The sequence below is a fragment of the Brevibacterium renqingii genome, from assembly GCF_017808095.1.
Lineage (GTDB): Bacteria > Actinomycetota > Actinomycetes > Actinomycetales > Brevibacteriaceae > Brevibacterium > Brevibacterium renqingii.
On sequence record NZ_JADBHG010000001.1, the window covers coordinates 938,246 to 954,241 of the forward strand.

A 15,996-nucleotide genomic window follows, 5' to 3' on the forward strand; every position below is an offset into this window, starting at 1 on the left:
CAGACGCGAGACGGCGGCGCAGACACCTCGCAAGGCATCTGCGCCGCCGTCGGGCAGCAAGCGGGGTTCAGCCGAGGAGCTCGGCCAGGCCCGCCTCGATGACGTCGAACGCGTCGTTCAGCAGTTCGTCGGAGATCGTCAGCGGCGGCAGGAAGCGCAGAATGTTGCCGAAGGTGCCCGTGGTGAGCACGAGAACACCGTTCTTCGCACAGTGGTCGGCGAGCTTCTTGACCAGATCCGCGTTCGGCTCGATCGAATCGTGCTCGACGAACTCGGCGGCGATCATGGCACCGCGGCCGCGGATGTCGCCGACCTCGGGGTACTTCGACTGCAGCTTTGTCAGACGGTCGACGAGGATCTCACCGATGTGCTCGGCGTTGGCGGCCAGTCCGTCCTCCTCGTACGCGGCGATCGCGCCGAGGGCTGCCGCACAGGCGGTGGGGTTGCCGCCGTAGGTTCCGCCGAGGCGGCCCGGACCGACCGAGTCCATGATCTCCGCGCGACCGGTCACGGCCGACAGCGGCAGACCGCCGGCGATGCCCTTGGCCGTGGTGATCAGGTCGGGGACGATGCCCTCCCATTCGGAGGCGAACATCTTGCCGGTGCGAGCGAAGCCGGCCTGCACCTCGTCGGCGACGAAGACGATGCCCTTCTCGCGGGCATAGTCGACGAGCGTGGGCAGGAAGCCCTCGGCCGGGACGATGAAGCCGCCCTCGCCCTGGATGGGCTCGATGACGATCGCGGCGACGTATTCGGAGCCGATCTGCTTCTCGATCATCGTGATGACGCGCTTGGCCGCGTCCTCGCCGCTGATCTTCGTGCCGGCGGCGTCGTTGTCCCGGTACGGGTACGACATCGGCGCCCGGTAGACCTCACCGGCGAAGGGACCGAAGCCGGCCTTGTAGGGGGCGGCCTTCGCGGTCATCGCCATGGTCAGGTTCGTGCGGCCGTGGTAGGCGTGGTCGAAGACGACGACGGCATCGCGGCCGGTGTGGGCGCGGGCGATCTTCACGGCGTTCTCGACCGCCTCGGCGCCGGAGTTCAGCAGCACGGTGCGCTTCTCGTGGTCACCCGGAGTGACGCGGTTGAGGGCTTCGGCGACCTCGACGTAGTTCTCGTACGGGTTGACCATGAAGCAGGTGTGGGTGAATGCCTCGAGCTGGGCCTTGGCCTTCTCGACCACACGCGGATTCGAGTTCCCGGCCGTGGTCACGGCGATGCCCGAACCGAGGTCGATGAGCTGGTTGCCGTCGGCGTCCTTGAGGATGCCGCCGCCGGCCGCCACCACATAGGCGGGCAGGCTCGAACCGACACCGGTCGCCACGGCAGACTTGCGACGCTCCTCGAGTTCACGGGACTTCGGTCCCGGAATCTCAGTGACGATCTTACGTTCCTGCGGCAGAGCTTCGCCGCCAATCTCCAAAGCTGTCATAAGGGGAACAATAGGGGTTCCCGACGCTTTTTGTCACTTATCGTCCGCAGGCTGGGCACAGCGCTCGCATTCGGCAACTCCGAGGTGCGGATTCCGTTGCCGTCGGGCAGCTGGGCAGCGCCCCGAGGTCAGCGGTTCTGGTTCCGCATGTCGACGTCCTTGTTGCGTGCCGGAAGCTCGCGTTCGTGTTCGCGCACGGGCACCACGATGGTCTCCTGCGCCCCGACGACGCGGTCTCCGTCGCTCATTTCGAAGCTCAGGCCGGCCTCGGTGGACAGGTTGCGTTTGACCACGGCCAGACCGATGGGGCCGAGCTGCCAATGCACCGTCACCGAAGTCAGGGTGCCCACGGACCGTTCCGATCCGCGGACCTCGGCGAGCACATCGGCTCCCGGGTCCGGAGCGATGTGTCCGGATCCGTCGAGGTGGACGAAGGTCAGACGCCTGGGCGGCTGTCCCAGGTTGTGCACACGTGCCACGGCCTCCTGACCGCGATAGCAGCCCTTGGCCAGGTGCACGGCCGTGCGCAGCAGATCGAGTTCGCCGACGAGCGCCTTGTGGTCGATCTCATTCCAGCCCGGACGCCAGGCGGCGATCCGCAGTGCCTCCCAGGCGTCGAACCCGGCCATGGAGAAGTCCTTGGCCGACAGTCCCTGCAGATCGGAGCGCTTGACGATGCCGATGACGAAGGGCGTCTCGAGACCGGGATGGTCGGTGCCCGCGATCTCCTGCCCGATGTCGATCTGGGCGTAGGAGGCCGAGCCGACGCCGATGTGCGGCCAGGGATCGGCCCACAGCCGGGTCACGGGCAGCTTCTCGGGCAGAGCGGTCACGGCGCCGAAGCACTGATAGTCGTCGCTGAGGTCGTCGATCTCGACCCGCATCATGAAGACCATCCTGCGCAGGAAGTCCAGCGTCTCGTCGGTGCCCAGCTCGCTGATCGCCCACAGCGCCTCACCGTCGTCGACGATCTTGAGCCAGCCCTCGATCCGACCGTTCGGGTCGAGGACGAGGGTCTCGGTGGACACTCCCGGCGCGAGGGCGTCGATCTTCTGCGTGGTGATCGAGTTGAGCCAGGTCAGGCGGTCCGGCCCGCTCAGCCGCAGCACACGCAGATGGGGGAGGTCGACGAGGCCGTCCTTCTCCTCGAGCATGCGCTGCTCGCGCAGGGAGGCACCGTAGTGCAGCGGAGTCTCGGACAGGCGCCCGGTTCCCATGACCGCGGTGGAACTCAGCGGTCGGGCCAGGGAGGACCGGCGCACGGTCGCCTCGGCGGAAGTGCTCTCATTCTCCGGCGACGGCGAATCGGAGGGATCGGAATTCGGCGACACGGGATCGGTCATCTTAAGACAGCTTCTTCAATCTGGCAGAGGAGTGCGTGGCGAGTTCGTGCCCCAGGGCTGCCATGTCCCAGGCCCACATGAGTTCGCCGCCGACGAGGCCGTACATGCGCGTCGAGGCGGTGTACTCCTTCGCGGTCTTCGTTCGGGCCACGACATCGGTGGCGAGGTCGATGCGCGGGCCTCTGACGGTTCCCGCGTAGAGTTCCATGACGCCGTGCGGGTGAACGATCTCGGCTTCGATCTCGAAGGCGTCGTCGTTCGTGCGCAGGGTCTCGACCGCGGCGGCGGAGGTGAAGCTCTGCTGTGCGGTGGGCACCATCATGCCCGGCCCCACGTCACCTTCGTCGTGCTCACGCACGAGCTGCCAGATGCCGGACTCCAGCGTCAGGGTCGATTCGAGTTCCCCGGATTCGTCGAGCAGCCACGCATGCGCGTTGTACTGGAGGAACGGGGTGCCCTCATGGGCGACGAAGTCGATGCGCTGGCCGAACTGCTTCTCAGGCGTGTCCGCATAGCCGACGACACCGGCGCCCTCCCAGGACCCGATCAGCCAGGACAGCGGGACGAGCTCCGGATGGACCGAGGCGTCAAGTTCGATCATAGGAATCAGCGATTGTCTTTGAACAGCGCAGTGACGACCTTGACCCCTACGCCCAGAGCGCCGAGAGCGGCGAGGCCGACGAGGCTGGAGAAGACGATTTCGAGAGCAGCGAGATTTTCCATGCCCTCAGTCTACAGTTCCTCAGAGTGCGATGCGCTCCATGGCGTAGACGACGACACCGCCGAGGGCGATGGGGGCCGCGCCGAGCGCCAGCTGCACGGCGAAGCTGCGGGCCTTCTCCACGTTCTTCTTCAGTTCGATGTTCTGCGAGGCCTCGAGGCTGGCTGCCTGGAACTTCGCATAGGCGACGAGCCCGAGCATCCGGTCGACGGCGGCCACGAGCAGACCCATGATGACGCCGAGGACGAGCGCGGCCGGCCAGGAGATCGAATCGTCGAACACGAGCACCGAGAGGATTCCGGCGACGGCCGTGGCCATGGCCAGGGCCAGCGGTGAGGTGTAGATCGGCGGCCACGGCAGTGCCGTCATGCACTGGGCGACGATGAGTGCGGCGAGGCCGATGACGATGGCCTCCTTGTCCCCGGGCACCGTGATCGCCGCGACCCAGGTGCTGGCGGACAGAACGATGACGAGGCCGGAGACCTGAGCGGAGACATTGGCCACCGCATAGGAGGCGCCGATGCCGCGAGTGAGGTTCTGGACGAAGGTCCACAGCAGTCCCAGACCGGCGAGGACGGGCAGCCAGTCGAGATAGGGAGCGGTCGAATCCTGCCACGCGGCCGACAGTCCCGCCACGCCGAAGAGAGCGAGCATGATCGACGTCGCCCGCGACTGCGGGGAGTCCGTCAGGCGCGGCCAGCCGTAGGCGACGCCGAGGACGATGAGCCCGGTCGCCAACAGGAACAGTGTGTAGCCCCAGTACACGGAGGTGCTGAGGGCCAGCACCAGCACGAGGGCGACGGCTACTCGAATCCATCTGATCACAGCACTATCGTGCCTCATCTTCTCGTGCCTTCGCGATTTTGCCCTCGCTATACTTTGGCTCAGAGGTCGGGCGCCGAGGAGGTGGATGCAGCACATGCGGATTCTGCACATCTGCCCCACGGCCCGGCTCGATCACCCCATCGCTCCCGAATCGCTGCAGTACCTCGGCCACCGCCTCGACCGCTGCGGAGCCGAGCAGCTGCAGACCGCGGCCACGGTCTCCCCCGACGCCGATCTCGTCATCGCCGATGCCTGCCTCGATCTCTCCCTGGCCCCGCGGATCTCCGAGATGCTCACCGCCGCCGGCGTCACCGCTCCGGTCATCGTCGTCCTCGGCGAAGGCGGGCTCGCAACCGCCTCGGCGCAGTGGAACGTCGCGGACTTCCTCCTCACCACCGCCGGCCCCGCCGAGGTGGAGGCCCGTCTGCGCGTGGCCCGCGACCGCCATCTCGCCGCCTTCTCCGATGCGGTCCGCAGCGGCGGGCCGTGGAACGCCGAGGGCGAGCCGATGATCGTCGTCACCGGCACCCTGCGCATCGACGAGGGCGCGTTCACCGCCGAACTCGGCGGGCGCGGCCTCGACCTGACCTATCGCGAGTTCGCGCTGCTGAAGTTCTTCGCCATGCATCCCGAACGCGTCTTCACCCGTGACGAGATCCTGCTGGCCGTGTGGGGCGATGACTACTTCGGCGGCACCCGCACGGTTGACGTGCATGTTCGCCGGCTCCGTGCGAAACTCGGCAAAGACCTCGAGAACGCCATCCACACCGTGCGCAATGTCGGCTATCGCTTCAGCGCCGACAGCGTCACCGCAGAGGCGGACGGCGAGTCCGAGCCCCCGCAGGCGGAGACGAGAGCGCAGGCGGGCCCGAGAACGGCAACGAGCACAGAGGACGTGAAGGCATGAGAATCCAGGCCAGCGGAGCGATCACCGCCACCCCCATCGACACCCTCACCGAGGCGGAGCTGGGCTTCCTCGACCGTGTGGCCGCCGCCGACGGAGCGGCCGAGATCTCCGGCGGGCTGATGGCCATCGCCACCGGCGAGGACACCGCCCACGAGGCGCAGACCGCCTCGAGCGTGTGGCGCGTCTGCGCCGATGACGGGCACGGAGCGGAGGAGCTCATCGGCTTCGGGATCCGCGCGCTGCAGGGCGAGCGCCACGCCGCCGAATTCCTCATCGCCCCCGACCACCGCGGACAGGGCCTGGGCGAACGGCTGCTGCTGACGATCCTCGACGAGCAGCCCGCTTCCTGGTGCTGGTCCCACGGCGACCACCCGGCCGCGGCCCACCTGGCGAAGAAGCACGGGCTCGGACGCGACCGCGTGCTCTACCAGATGCGCACCGGCTCCGGGCTGGGGCTCGACGACCTGCCCGCGACGCAGGCGCCCGAGGGCGTGGAGATCCGCTCCTTCGCCCCCGGCGACGAGGACGGATGGCTGGCCGTGAACAATGCCGCCTTCGACTGGCATCCGGAGCAGGGCTCGCAGACACGTGCCGACATCGACGCACTCGTCACCGCGGCGGACTTCGACCCCGACTCGCTCGTCATCGCCGAGCGCGAGGGCGCAGTCATCGGCTTCCATCAGACGAAGCTCACGGACACGGAGTCCGAGGGCCGCCTCGGCGAGGTCTATGTCGTCGGCGTCGATCCGCGCGTCCATGCCAAGGGCGTGGGCAGGGCCCTGACGATCGAGGGCATGCGGAGGATGGTCGCCGCCGGAGCTGGGGCCATCGAACTCTACGTCGAGTCGGACAACGCCCCGGCGCTACGCTTGTACGAGCGGCTGGGATTCCATGTCGCGGTCGCGCACGTGTCCTACGCGCCGGCGGCGGAGACGACGAGCGAGAAGGAGTAGACCGATGTACGACATCGCAGCAGCCGGCAGGGAGCTGGGTCTGCCCGAGCCCGCCGACCGCTTCCTCGACCGGGAGCTCAGCTGGCTGGCATTCAACGAACGCGTCCTCGACCTCGCCTCGGACCCGCAGATCCCGCTGCTCGAACGAGTGCGTTTCCTCTCGATCTTCGCGACCAACCTCGACGAATTCTTCATGGTCCGCGTCGCCGGCCTCAAGCGCCGCATCAACACCGGACTTGCGGTACCGAGTGTGACCGGCCGGATGCCGGCGCAGGTCATGCACGCCATCGGGCAGCGGGCGTATGAGCTGATGAGCCGGCACGCGGCTCTGCTCAAGGACGACATCGGCCCTCGCCTCGATGCGGAGGCGATCACGAAGGTCGCCGTCGATGAGCTCACGGAGGGCGAACGCGCTCGCGTCGACGAGTTCTTCTTCGGCCACGTCTTCCCCGTCCTCACGCCATTGGCCGTCGATCCGGCCCACCCGTTCCCCTATATCTCGGGACTCTCGCTCAACCTCGGCGTGCTCCTGCGCTACCCCGATTCGGGCAAGGAGCTCTTCGCCCGGGTCAAGGTGCCCCCGCGCCTGCCCCGTTTCTTCAACGTCGCCGAGGCGACCGACCGTCCTGCCGGACGCGATGTGCCCGCCCGCTTCGTCGCGCTCGAGGACATCATCGCCGAGCACCTGAGCACGCTCTTCGAGGGCATGGAGGTCATCCACCACTCGACTTTCCGCGTCACCCGCAACGAGGACCTCGAGGTCGAGGAGGACGATGCGGAGAACCTGCTCAAGGCCCTGGAGAAGGAGCTGCTGCGCAGGCGCTTCGGACCGGCCGTGCGGATGGAGATCACCGAGAACATCCATCCGCGGGTGCTCGAGATGCTCAAGGACGAACTGGGCATCCACGAATCCGAGATCTACCATCTGCCGACGCCGCTCGACCTGTCGGGCATGTCCGATATCGCCGATGTCGCCCGCGACGACCTGCACTTCCCGAAGATGGTCCCGCAGATGAACAAGGACCTCTCGCTGCGCGAATCCAGCGATCAGGTCGATGTGTTCGCCGCCGTGGCCAGCCGGGACATCCTGCTCCACCACCCCTATGACTCGTTCTCCACGAGTGTGCAGGCCTTCCTCGAGCAGGCCGCGTCCGACAAGAACGTGCTCGCGATCAAGCAGACGCTCTACCGCACCTCCGGCGACTCGCCGATCATCGACGCCCTCGTCGATGCCGCCCAGGCCGGCATCCAGGTGCTCGCCGTCGTCGAGATCAAGGCGCGCTTCGACGAGGAGGCCAACATCACCTGGGCGCGCAAGCTGGAGCGCGCCGGCGTCCACGTCGTCTACGGCATCGTCGGGCTCAAGACCCATGCGAAGCTCTCCCTGGTCGTGCGGCAGGAGGCCGAGGGGCTGGCCCGCTACTGCCATGTCGGCACCGGCAACTACCACCCGAAGACCGCCCGCGGCTACGAGGACTTCGGCCTGCTGACGAAGGACACGGCCGTCGCCGATGATCTCACGAAGCTGTTCAACCAGCTCTCCGGCTATGCTCCGCGCTCCGAGTACTCCCGCCTCCTCGTCGCCCCCACCAAGGTGCGCTCGGGCCTGATCGAGCTCATCGAGTCCGAGATCGCCATCGCCGAGGCGGGCGGGACCGGGCAGGTGCGCATCAAGGTCAACTCCATCGTCGACGAAGCCATCATCGACGCCCTCTACCGGGCGTCTCGTGCCGGGGTGAGCGTCGAAGTGTTCGTCCGCGGGATCTGCGCCCTGCGTCCCGGGATCGAAGGGCTGAGCGAGAACATCACCGTCCGCTCCGTGCTCGGACGGTTCCTCGAGCACTCGCGGGCGTTCGTCTTCGGCAACGGGGGCGATCCCATCGTCTACATCGGTTCGGCGGACATGATGCACCGCAACCTCGACCGTCGGGTCGAGACGCTCGTGCAGATCGTCGACGATCGCCACCGGGCCGAGATCATCGAGCTCTTCGATCTCGCCTTCGCCGAGACCACCTCGGCGTTCGATCTCGCCGGTGACGGCAAGTGGACGCGGCGGACGCATGCCGAGGACGGAACCGAGCTCGTCGACTACCAGTCGGAGCTCATCCGCCGTCATCGCAAGGACCGGCGGATCGGGGATGAGGCGTGAGCCCCTCCTCGGTCTCCTCGGCGCAGAAGTCCTCACGCGTCTCCGCCGATGTGCTGGCCGCGGGCGCCGTGTGCTGGAGACGCGGGGCCGATGGCCTCGAAGTGGTCCTCATCCACCGCCCGAAGTACAACGACTGGTCCTGGCCCAAGGGCAAGGTCGACCCCGGAGAGACCCTGCCCGAGACCGCCGTGCGCGAGGTGAAGGAGGAGACGGGGCTCGACATCCGCCTCGGCATCCCGCTGCCCACCGCCGAGTACAAGGTCGGCGGGAAGAACACGAAGAAGGTCTTCTACTGGTCGGCCGAGGTCAGGGGCGATGCGGCGTTCGCACCGATGAACAAGCGCGAGGTCGACCGGGCGAAGTGGTTCCCGATCGAGAAGGCGAGGACGAAGCTGACGTCCTATTCCGATCGGGAGCAGCTCGACGCCGTGGAGAAGTACGATTCGACGGATGCGCTGCGTGCCTGGCCGCTCATCCTCGTCCGTCACGGCAAGGCCTTCCCGCGGTCGAAGTGGCATGAGACCGAGCATGTGCGCCCGCTGCTCAAGCTCGGCACCCGGCAGGCGATGGCCCTGACCGGTCTGCTGGGAGCCTGGGAGACGAAGAAGCTGATCTCGAGCCCGTGGAAGCGGTGCATGGCGACCCTGGCGCCGCTGTCGGCCGCGACGGGCAAGTCGATCAAGAAGGTGCCCACGCTGAGTGAGAAGGCGAACTCGGCGAACCCGGCGAAGACCGCACGCTTCATCGAGAAGCTGCTCGAGCGGGGCCGGCCCGTCATCTACTGCACGCACCGACCGGTGCTGCCGACGATCTTCTCCGTCTACGCCGCACGTGCCCCGAAGCGAGTGGTGGCGAAGCTGCCGAAGGAGGACCCCTACCTCAAACCCGGTGAGGTGCTCATCGCCTATGTGCGGCCCGGGCCCGTGCCCCGCATCGTCGAGATCGAACGCGTCCGCCCCATCGATGCCTGACCAGGCGTGCGGGCCCGGATCGCTCGTGCGAACGGCTCAGGCGACGGCGCAGCCGGCTCCGTAGAGCATCGGACCGAGGACCATGCCGTCGGCCTCGTCGATCTCCGCGCCGAGGCGCTCGGTGAGAGTGTCGATGCCGATCTCCTCGGCCGAGGCGATGCCCATCTCCTCGAGTGCCGGCACCACGGCGGCCAGAGCGTTCGTCCACCCGAAGATCGGAGCGGCCCCTCCGCCGCCTGCGGGCGCGTCCACGCTCAGCCGCGGTTCGGGCAGACCGGCGGCACGGAAGGTCGCGAACAGCTTCGGGCCCATCCGCGCATCGGCTCCGGCCCGGGCGAGGACCTCGAGCATCCAGGTCCTCACGGTCTCCCACAGCGGTGTGCGCGCGCTCGTCCACTCGTGGGTGAGATCGAACTCGTGCAGGCAGACCAGGCCTCCTGGACGCACATGGTCGGCGATGCGGGCGAGCACGGGAGCCGGATCCGACAGGTACATGAGGACCGCTCTGCCGACGACGGCGTCGAATTCCTCGTTGATGTCGAGGTCGCGCAGGTCCGCCTCGGCGAAGGCGATCTGCGGTCGGTCAGCGAGCGCGGTCCTGGCCGCGTCGAGGGCCGTCGGGTCACGGTCGACGGCGAGGACGCTGCCCTCCTCGCCGACGAGATCGGCGGCGATGGCGGCCACCGACCCCGCACCCGTGCCGAGGTCGAGCACGCGCATCCCGCGGCCGATTCCCGCATCTGCGAGGAATCGCTCGGTGAGTGGGTCGAGCACGACCGCCTGATCGCGCAGCCTGCCGTGGTCGTCCTCTCCCTCTCCCATGACGTAGCGGTCCTGAGTGCGCATGGTTCCTCCCTGAACGTCGTCGCTTCCGGTGGTCGCCGCGACCGGGCGGAGGCGGTTCCACCATGCAGGACACCGTAGGAGCCGTCTTCGAGGGGGAACAAGACCTCCACGAACCTCACGGCGTGCACGCGAACGACGGCGTGCACCCGCACTGATGCCAAGCGGGACGGCGTGTCCGCGAACCGATGCCAAGCCTTCAATGCGCGTTCATCTCTCATTCACTCGGCGACTCCCCACACTTCACGCGTGATCCTTACCGTGAATCGCGTACAACCGAGAACTCTCGAGCTGTGTCCACAACATGAAAGGCATCTTCGTGAAGATGAAGCATCTCGCCCCCTCCGCAGCGATCCTCGCGGTCGGCGCCCTCACCCTCTCGGCCTGCGGCGGGGCCTCGGCCACCGGTGAGGAGGCCAGCGGCGGCGACAGTGACCTGCAGGGCACCCTGACCGGCATCGGCGCCTCCTCGCAGAAGGCGGCCATGGACGCCTGGTCGGCCGACTTCACCTCGCAGAACTCCGGTGTGACCGTCAACTACTCCCCCGACGGCTCGGGCGCCGGTCGTGAGCAGTTCCTCGCCGGCAACGCGCAGTTCGCCGGCTCGGACGCCCACCTCGACGACGACGAGGTCAAGGCCGGGAAGGACGCCTGCGGGGCCGACGGGGCCTTCGAGTTCCCCGTCTACATCTCCCCGATCGCCGTGACCTTCAATGTCAAGGGCGTCGATGAGCTCAATCTCTCCCCTGACACGATCGCGAAGATCTTCAAGGGCGAGATCACGAACTGGAACGACAAGGCCATCAAGGCCGACAATCCGGATGCGAAGCTGCCCGATCTCAAGATCACCGCCGTCCACCGCGCCGACGACTCGGGCACCACCGAGAACTTCGCCGAGTACCTCAAGGCCACCGCCGAGAAGTCCTGGGACGCCGAGGTCGACGGCAACTTCCCGAAGGAGTACGGCGGCGAAGCGGCGCAGGGCACCGACGGCGTGATCCAGACCGTCTCGGACACCGACGGCGCCATCGGCTACGCCGACGCCTCGGCCGTGGGCGAGCTGTCCACCGCCAAGGTCAAGGTCGGCGACGAGTTCGTCGAGCTCTCCCCCGAAGCAGCGAGCAAGGTCGTCGACGCCTCGGAGAAAGTCGAGGGACGCGGAGAGGGCGACCTCGCCTTCGATCTGGCCCGCGACACCACCGAGTCCGGCGCCTACCCGATCGTCCTCGTCTCCTACCACCTCGTCTGCTCCTCCTACAAGGACCAGGAGACCGTGGACATGGTCAAGGCCTGGGAGAAGTTCGTCGTCTCCGAGGAAGGACAGAAGTCGGCCGCCGAATCAGCCGGGTCCGCTCCGCTGTCCGACGAGCTCCGGTCGCAGATCGAAGAGGTCATCGACTCGATCAAGGTCGCCGAGTGACGGTGGTCCCTGACTTCGAGAAATGACCATCCGAAGAGCGGCGCAGAGTCCCTGCGCCGCTCTTCGGCGCCTGCGGAACCATCCGGGTTCCACCACAAGTCACGTGAGGAGCACTTGTGCCGACCAGCACACAGATCACCGAGTCTGGCCCCACCGGGCCGGGCTCCGCACCCGAAGCCGGGCCGCAGCCGCCGGCTTCGAACCCCGGCGGCACGCGGCCGAAGGCCGTCGTCCGTCCCGGCGACCGCATCTTCTCGGCCGCCACACTCATCGCCGGCATCCTGATCCTGCTCATCCTCGCCGGAGTGGCCCTGTTCCTGCTCGCGCAGTCGAAGGACACGATCGCCGCCCAGCTGAGCGATCCCACGCAGATCACCGGCGGCAGGGGAATCTTCTCCTATGTCTGGCCGCTGGTCATCGGCACTCTCATCTCTGCGGCGATCGCGCTCGTCGTGGCGACTCCCTTCGCCCTGGGCATCGCCCTGTTCACCACGCATATGGCGCCGCGCAGGCTCGCCCCGATGCTCGGCTACGTCATCGACCTCCTCGCCGCCATCCCCTCGGTCGTCTACGGACTCTGGGGCATCGCACTGGCCGGCAACCTCACCGGCTTCTACCTGTGGCTGTCGAAGTGGTTCGGGTGGATCCCGATCTTCGCGCCGGCCGCCGACGGGTCCGTCTCGCAGACGGGACGCACACTGCTGACCGCATCGCTCGTGCTCTCGATCATGATCCTGCCGATCATCACCTCCCTGACCCGTGAGATCTTCCTCCAGACACCGCGTCTGCAGGAGGAAGCGGCCCTGGCGCTCGGCGCCACCCGCTGGGAGATGATCCGGATGGCCGTGCTGCCCTTCGGCAGGTCGGGCATCGTCTCGGCCACCATGCTCGGCCTCGGCCGCGCATTGGGCGAGACCATGGCCGTGGCCATGATCCTCTCCCCCGGCGTCCTCACCGCCTCGCTGGTCGTCAGCGGCAACCAGACCATCGCCTCGGAGATCGCGCAGAACTTCCCTGAGGCCGCCGGCCTGCGCCTGTCCGAACTCATCACGGTCGGGCTCGTCCTCTTCGTCATCACCCTGCTGGTGAACATGGGGGCGCGCGCGATCGTCGCTCGAACCTCGGTGAAGGGAAGCTGAGAACTGTGACCACCGCAGACACTGCCATCGCCAAGCCTGCGAAGCTGACTTCGAAGCAGCTTCCGCAGGCCACCCCGTGGGTCATCGCCGCGGCCTCGATCGTCCTGGCGATCGTCATCGGCTTCATCTTCTTCGGCGGCTTCAACGTCCCCGTCGTCGCCGTGCTCGCCGGCCTCATCAACATGGTCGCGGTGTTCGTGCTCTCCGCGTCCTATGAGGGCCGTCGCAAGGCGGTCGACCGGGTTGCGACCACCGTCGTCACCTCGACCTTCGTCCTCGCGTGCGTTCCCCTCATCTCGCTTCTGTGGCTGACCGCGTCCAAGGGCGGTGCCGCCATCAGCGGCGATCTGCTCAGCCGCACCATGCTCGGCATGAAGGGCGTGCTCGATCAGCAGTACGTGGCCGGGGAGGCGACTCTCGCCGGAGGCTTCTACCACGCCATCGTCGGCACCGTGCTCATCACGCTCGCCGCCTGCGTCATCTCGATCCCGATCGGCGTCCTCACCGCCATCTACCTCGGCGAGTACGCCGGTAAGAACCGTCTGGGCAGGGCCATCACCTTCCTCGTCGACGTGATGACCGGCATCCCCTCGATCGTCGCCGGTCTCTTCGCGTTCGCGCTGTTCTCGACGGTGGCGAATGTGCTCATGCCGGCCTCGGCGGGAATCGCGAAGACCGGCTTCACAGCGGCCGTGGCCCTGTCGGTGCTCATGGTCCCCATCGTCGTGCGCAACACGGAGGAGATCCTGCGTCTGGTGCCGATGGATCTGCGGGAGGCCTCCTACGCTCTCGGCGTGCCGAAGTGGAAGACGATCATGAAGATCGTGCTGCCCACCTCGGTGTCGGGAATCCTCTCCGGGGTCACCATAGCCATCGCTCGCGTCATCGGTGAGACCGCACCGATCATGGTCACCGCCGGATTCGCGAAGACGCTCAACTGGAACCTGTTCTCCGGATGGATGTCGACGCTGCCGACCTACATCTACGATTCGCAGCTGCGCCCGGTCTCGCCAGGTGCCGCCGCTCTGGCCAGCTCCGAACGTGCCTGGGCCGCCGCCCTCGTGCTCGTCCTGCTGGTCATGGTGCTCAACCTGCTGGCCCGCATCATCGCGAAGGTGCTGGCTCCGAAGAGCGGACGCTGATGGTCCTGGTACTGAGCCGCACACTCGCGGGCCGGGCACACGTAGGCCGGCCGTCACAGACTTCTGCAATACTGACCTCACGGTCCTGACGATAGGGAAACACAATGTCCAAGCAGATCGACATCAAGGATCTCGACATCTTCTACGGCGACTTCCGCGCCGTCGACGGTGTGCAGATGCAGATCAAGCCTCGTTCCGTGACCGCGTTCATCGGGCCCTCGGGCTGCGGGAAGTCCACAGTGCTGCGCACGCTCAACCGCATGCACGAGGTCATCCCCGGTGCGAGCGTCTCCGGCCAGGTGCTCATGGACGGCAACGACATCTACGGCCCCGGCGTCGACCCGGTCAACGTCCGCCGTGAGGTGGGCATGGTGTTCCAGCGCGCGAACCCGTTCCCCACCATGAGCATCAAGGAGAACGTGCTCGCCGGTGTGCGGCTGAACAACAAGCGCCTGTCGAAGGCACAAGCCGATGAGCTCACCGAGCGCGCGCTGCGGGGCGCGAACCTGTGGAACGAGGTCAAGGACCGCCTCAACCTGCCCGGCTCCGGACTCTCCGGCGGGCAGCAGCAGCGCCTGTGCATCGCACGCGCCATCGCCGTCGAGCCCGAGGTCCTGCTCATGGACGAACCCTGCTCGGCTCTCGACCCGATCTCGACGCTGGCCATCGAGGACCTCATCAACGACCTCAAGGAGAAGTACACGGTGGTCATCGTCACCCACAATATGCAGCAGGCGGCTCGTGTGTCCGACAGGACTGCGTTCTTCAACATCGCCGGCACGGGCAAGCCCGGCAGGCTCATCGAGTTCAATGAGACTTCGGCGATCTTCTCCAACCCGGACAGGGAGGAGACGGAGAACTACATCTCCGGCCGCTTCGGCTGATGTGATCTGCCCTGCCGCCGCGGCTGACGGCTTTCGATGGACCCGGGGGTCCGGCGACTGAGCGGGTCCGCGGGCTGTGTGTGCGCGCGGTGAGCGTCCTGCGGTGAGAATTCGGTGTCCTGCGGGTGGATCCACTTCAATCTGGCGCAGGAAATCAAAACGGATCCACCCGCAGGAACCATGTCGCACCTCAAGTTCACTGCGTCCGCCGCTTCAGGACCGAGTGTCGGCGAGGTCGGCCCGCTCAGTTCACAGCACGGCAAATTCGTCGAGAGGCGCACGGAATGGCCGAACGAACTCGGCGACGAGGCAGTCGCTCGGCTCCGTCGAAGCCGGAGTGTCCGCCCACCTGATCCTCACAAACATGCCGCGCACCAGCAAAGGCGACCTGCACGCTGCCCCCTGCGGGCCTTTCGCCGACTGACGGACGGACAGACAAGGCCCGCCCGCCGATGCGATCCCGGAAAGGTCGGCCCGCGCGGCGGCTGAGCCTGTTCGTGTTCGAGGACCCCGGCGACGGTGAGAACTGCGGGTGGCGCAGCGGCTCAGTCGTCTGCGCCACCGCGTCGTCACGCGAGTTCGCCTTTCCACCAGTCGGCGGCGCGAGACCGCCGGGGCCGCGGACAGCAACCTCTTCGAAAAATTCTCACCGAGCACCCATCCGCTTCCGGTTGGACTCCGAATCACCGGATACAGAGAACCTCTCGTCGAAAGGACTGTCATGACCACGTCAGGATCAGCCTCACAGTCATCCGCGTCACCGCTCCTGTCCAGTTCCGCACACACAGGGCGCAGCGTCGTATCTGTCGTCGCCGGCGTCTTCGGTGCCGTCTTCCTTCTCGTCGGCATCCTCGGGTTCGTCCCGGGCATCACCCAGAATCTCGACACGATCATGTTCGCCGGACACCACTCAGAGGCGGCCCTGCTCGGGCTCTTCCAAGTGTCCGTCCTCCACAATGTCGTCCATCTGCTCTTCGGCATCGTCGGGCTCCTCGGGATCCGATCCCGCGGACTCGCAAAGACCTACCTCGTCGTCGGCGGCATCGTCTACGCGGTGCTCTGGATCTACGGTCTGGTCGTCCCGATGGAGTCGATGGGCAACTTCGTCCCGCTCAACACCGCTGACAACTGGCTGCACTTCGTCCTCGCGGTCGCCATGGTCACGACCGGTCTCGTCTTCGGCCGCAGGGTACGAGCCTGATCGCGCCGCAGAGCTGATCGCGCGCCGGGGCTGTTTCCACGCCGAGGCTGTCCGCAGCCCGGCACC

The 15,996-nt window shown here is 67.1% G+C and carries 14 protein-coding genes; 9 read left to right on the forward strand and 5 right to left on the reverse strand.

From position 1 onward, the window contains the following. Nucleotides 1-67 precede the first annotated feature (67 nt). From gabT to IIE29_RS04270, 4 genes are all read right to left on the reverse strand, one after another. Nucleotides 68-1,432 (reverse strand): 4-aminobutyrate--2-oxoglutarate transaminase, encoded by a 1,365-nt coding sequence (gabT, locus tag IIE29_RS04255; protein WP_209323919.1) that lies wholly within the window; start codon nt 1,430-1,432, stop codon nt 68-70. A 128-nt stretch (nt 1,433-1,560) separates the two neighbouring features. Beyond that, on the reverse strand, nt 1,561-2,775 hold the full coding sequence (gene ygfZ, locus IIE29_RS04260; RefSeq protein ID WP_209323920.1) for a CAF17-like 4Fe-4S cluster assembly/insertion protein YgfZ: 1,215 nt from the start codon (nt 2,773-2,775) through the stop codon (nt 1,561-1,563). 1 nt (nt 2,776) lies between these two features. Further along, a complete protein-coding gene (locus IIE29_RS04265) occupies nt 2,777-3,376 on the reverse strand; it encodes a nitrobindin family protein (protein WP_209323921.1) in 600 nt (199 codons plus the stop codon). Between the two features lie 141 nt (nt 3,377-3,517). After that, nucleotides 3,518-4,321, reverse strand: a complete 804-nt coding sequence (locus tag IIE29_RS04270; RefSeq protein WP_343071784.1) for an ammonia permease — start codon at nt 4,319-4,321, stop codon at nt 3,518-3,520. A gap of 94 nt (nt 4,322-4,415) precedes the next feature. On the opposite strand from IIE29_RS04270, the gene IIE29_RS04275 reads away from it, so the two are divergent. Genes IIE29_RS04275 through IIE29_RS04290 form a run of 4 tightly spaced genes read left to right on the forward strand, consistent with a single transcriptional unit; the run spans nt 4,416 to nt 9,301 of the window. Beyond that, the gene (locus tag IIE29_RS04275) at nt 4,416-5,228 is read left to right on the forward strand and encodes a winged helix-turn-helix transcriptional regulator (protein ID WP_209324151.1); all 813 of its coding nucleotides are present in this window, start codon (nt 4,416-4,418) and stop codon (nt 5,226-5,228) included. Next, a complete protein-coding gene (gene mshD / locus IIE29_RS04280; protein WP_209323922.1) occupies nt 5,225-6,181 on the forward strand; it encodes a mycothiol synthase in 957 nt (318 codons plus the stop codon). Before IIE29_RS04275 ends, mshD begins: the two co-directional genes overlap by 4 nt. 4 nt (nt 6,182-6,185) lie before the next feature. Next, a complete protein-coding gene (locus tag IIE29_RS04285; protein WP_209323923.1) occupies nt 6,186-8,330 on the forward strand; it encodes an RNA degradosome polyphosphate kinase in 2,145 nt (714 codons plus the stop codon). Then, nucleotides 8,327-9,301: an NUDIX hydrolase gene (locus IIE29_RS04290; protein WP_209323924.1), complete on the forward strand. Its 975-nt coding sequence runs from the start codon at nt 8,327-8,329 to the stop codon at nt 9,299-9,301. Before IIE29_RS04285 ends, IIE29_RS04290 begins: the two co-directional genes overlap by 4 nt. 36 nt (nt 9,302-9,337) lie before the next feature. Here the strand turns inward: IIE29_RS04290 and IIE29_RS04295 are convergent, their stop codons facing one another. Beyond that, a complete protein-coding gene (locus IIE29_RS04295) occupies nt 9,338-10,147 on the reverse strand; it encodes a class I SAM-dependent methyltransferase (RefSeq protein WP_209323925.1) in 810 nt (269 codons plus the stop codon). 316 nt (nt 10,148-10,463) lie between these two features. Between IIE29_RS04295 and pstS the strand changes: the two genes are divergently transcribed. The 5 genes from pstS (at nt 10,464) to IIE29_RS04320 (ending at nt 15,930) form a co-directional block, all read left to right on the forward strand. Then, the gene (gene pstS, locus IIE29_RS04300) at nt 10,464-11,564 is read left to right on the forward strand and encodes a phosphate ABC transporter substrate-binding protein PstS (RefSeq protein ID WP_425491433.1); all 1,101 of its coding nucleotides are present in this window, start codon (nt 10,464-10,466) and stop codon (nt 11,562-11,564) included. Between the two features lie 248 nt (nt 11,565-11,812). Continuing rightward, nucleotides 11,813-12,703 carry a phosphate ABC transporter permease subunit PstC gene (gene pstC, locus IIE29_RS04305; RefSeq protein ID WP_343071800.1) on the forward strand — a complete coding sequence of 297 codons (891 nt, stop codon included), beginning with the start codon at nt 11,813-11,815 and terminating at the stop codon, nt 12,701-12,703. A gap of 5 nt (nt 12,704-12,708) precedes the next feature. Then, nucleotides 12,709-13,845: a phosphate ABC transporter permease PstA gene (gene pstA / locus IIE29_RS04310; RefSeq protein ID WP_209323928.1), complete on the forward strand. Its 1,137-nt coding sequence runs from the start codon at nt 12,709-12,711 to the stop codon at nt 13,843-13,845. A gap of 104 nt (nt 13,846-13,949) precedes the next feature. Continuing rightward, complete coding sequence (pstB, locus tag IIE29_RS04315; protein WP_209323929.1) at nt 13,950-14,729, forward strand: phosphate ABC transporter ATP-binding protein PstB; 780 nt, start codon at nt 13,950-13,952, stop codon at nt 14,727-14,729. A gap of 721 nt (nt 14,730-15,450) precedes the next feature. Next, nucleotides 15,451-15,930 carry a DUF4383 domain-containing protein gene (locus IIE29_RS04320; protein WP_209323930.1) on the forward strand — a complete coding sequence of 160 codons (480 nt, stop codon included), beginning with the start codon at nt 15,451-15,453 and terminating at the stop codon, nt 15,928-15,930. Nucleotides 15,931-15,996 lie beyond the last annotated feature (66 nt).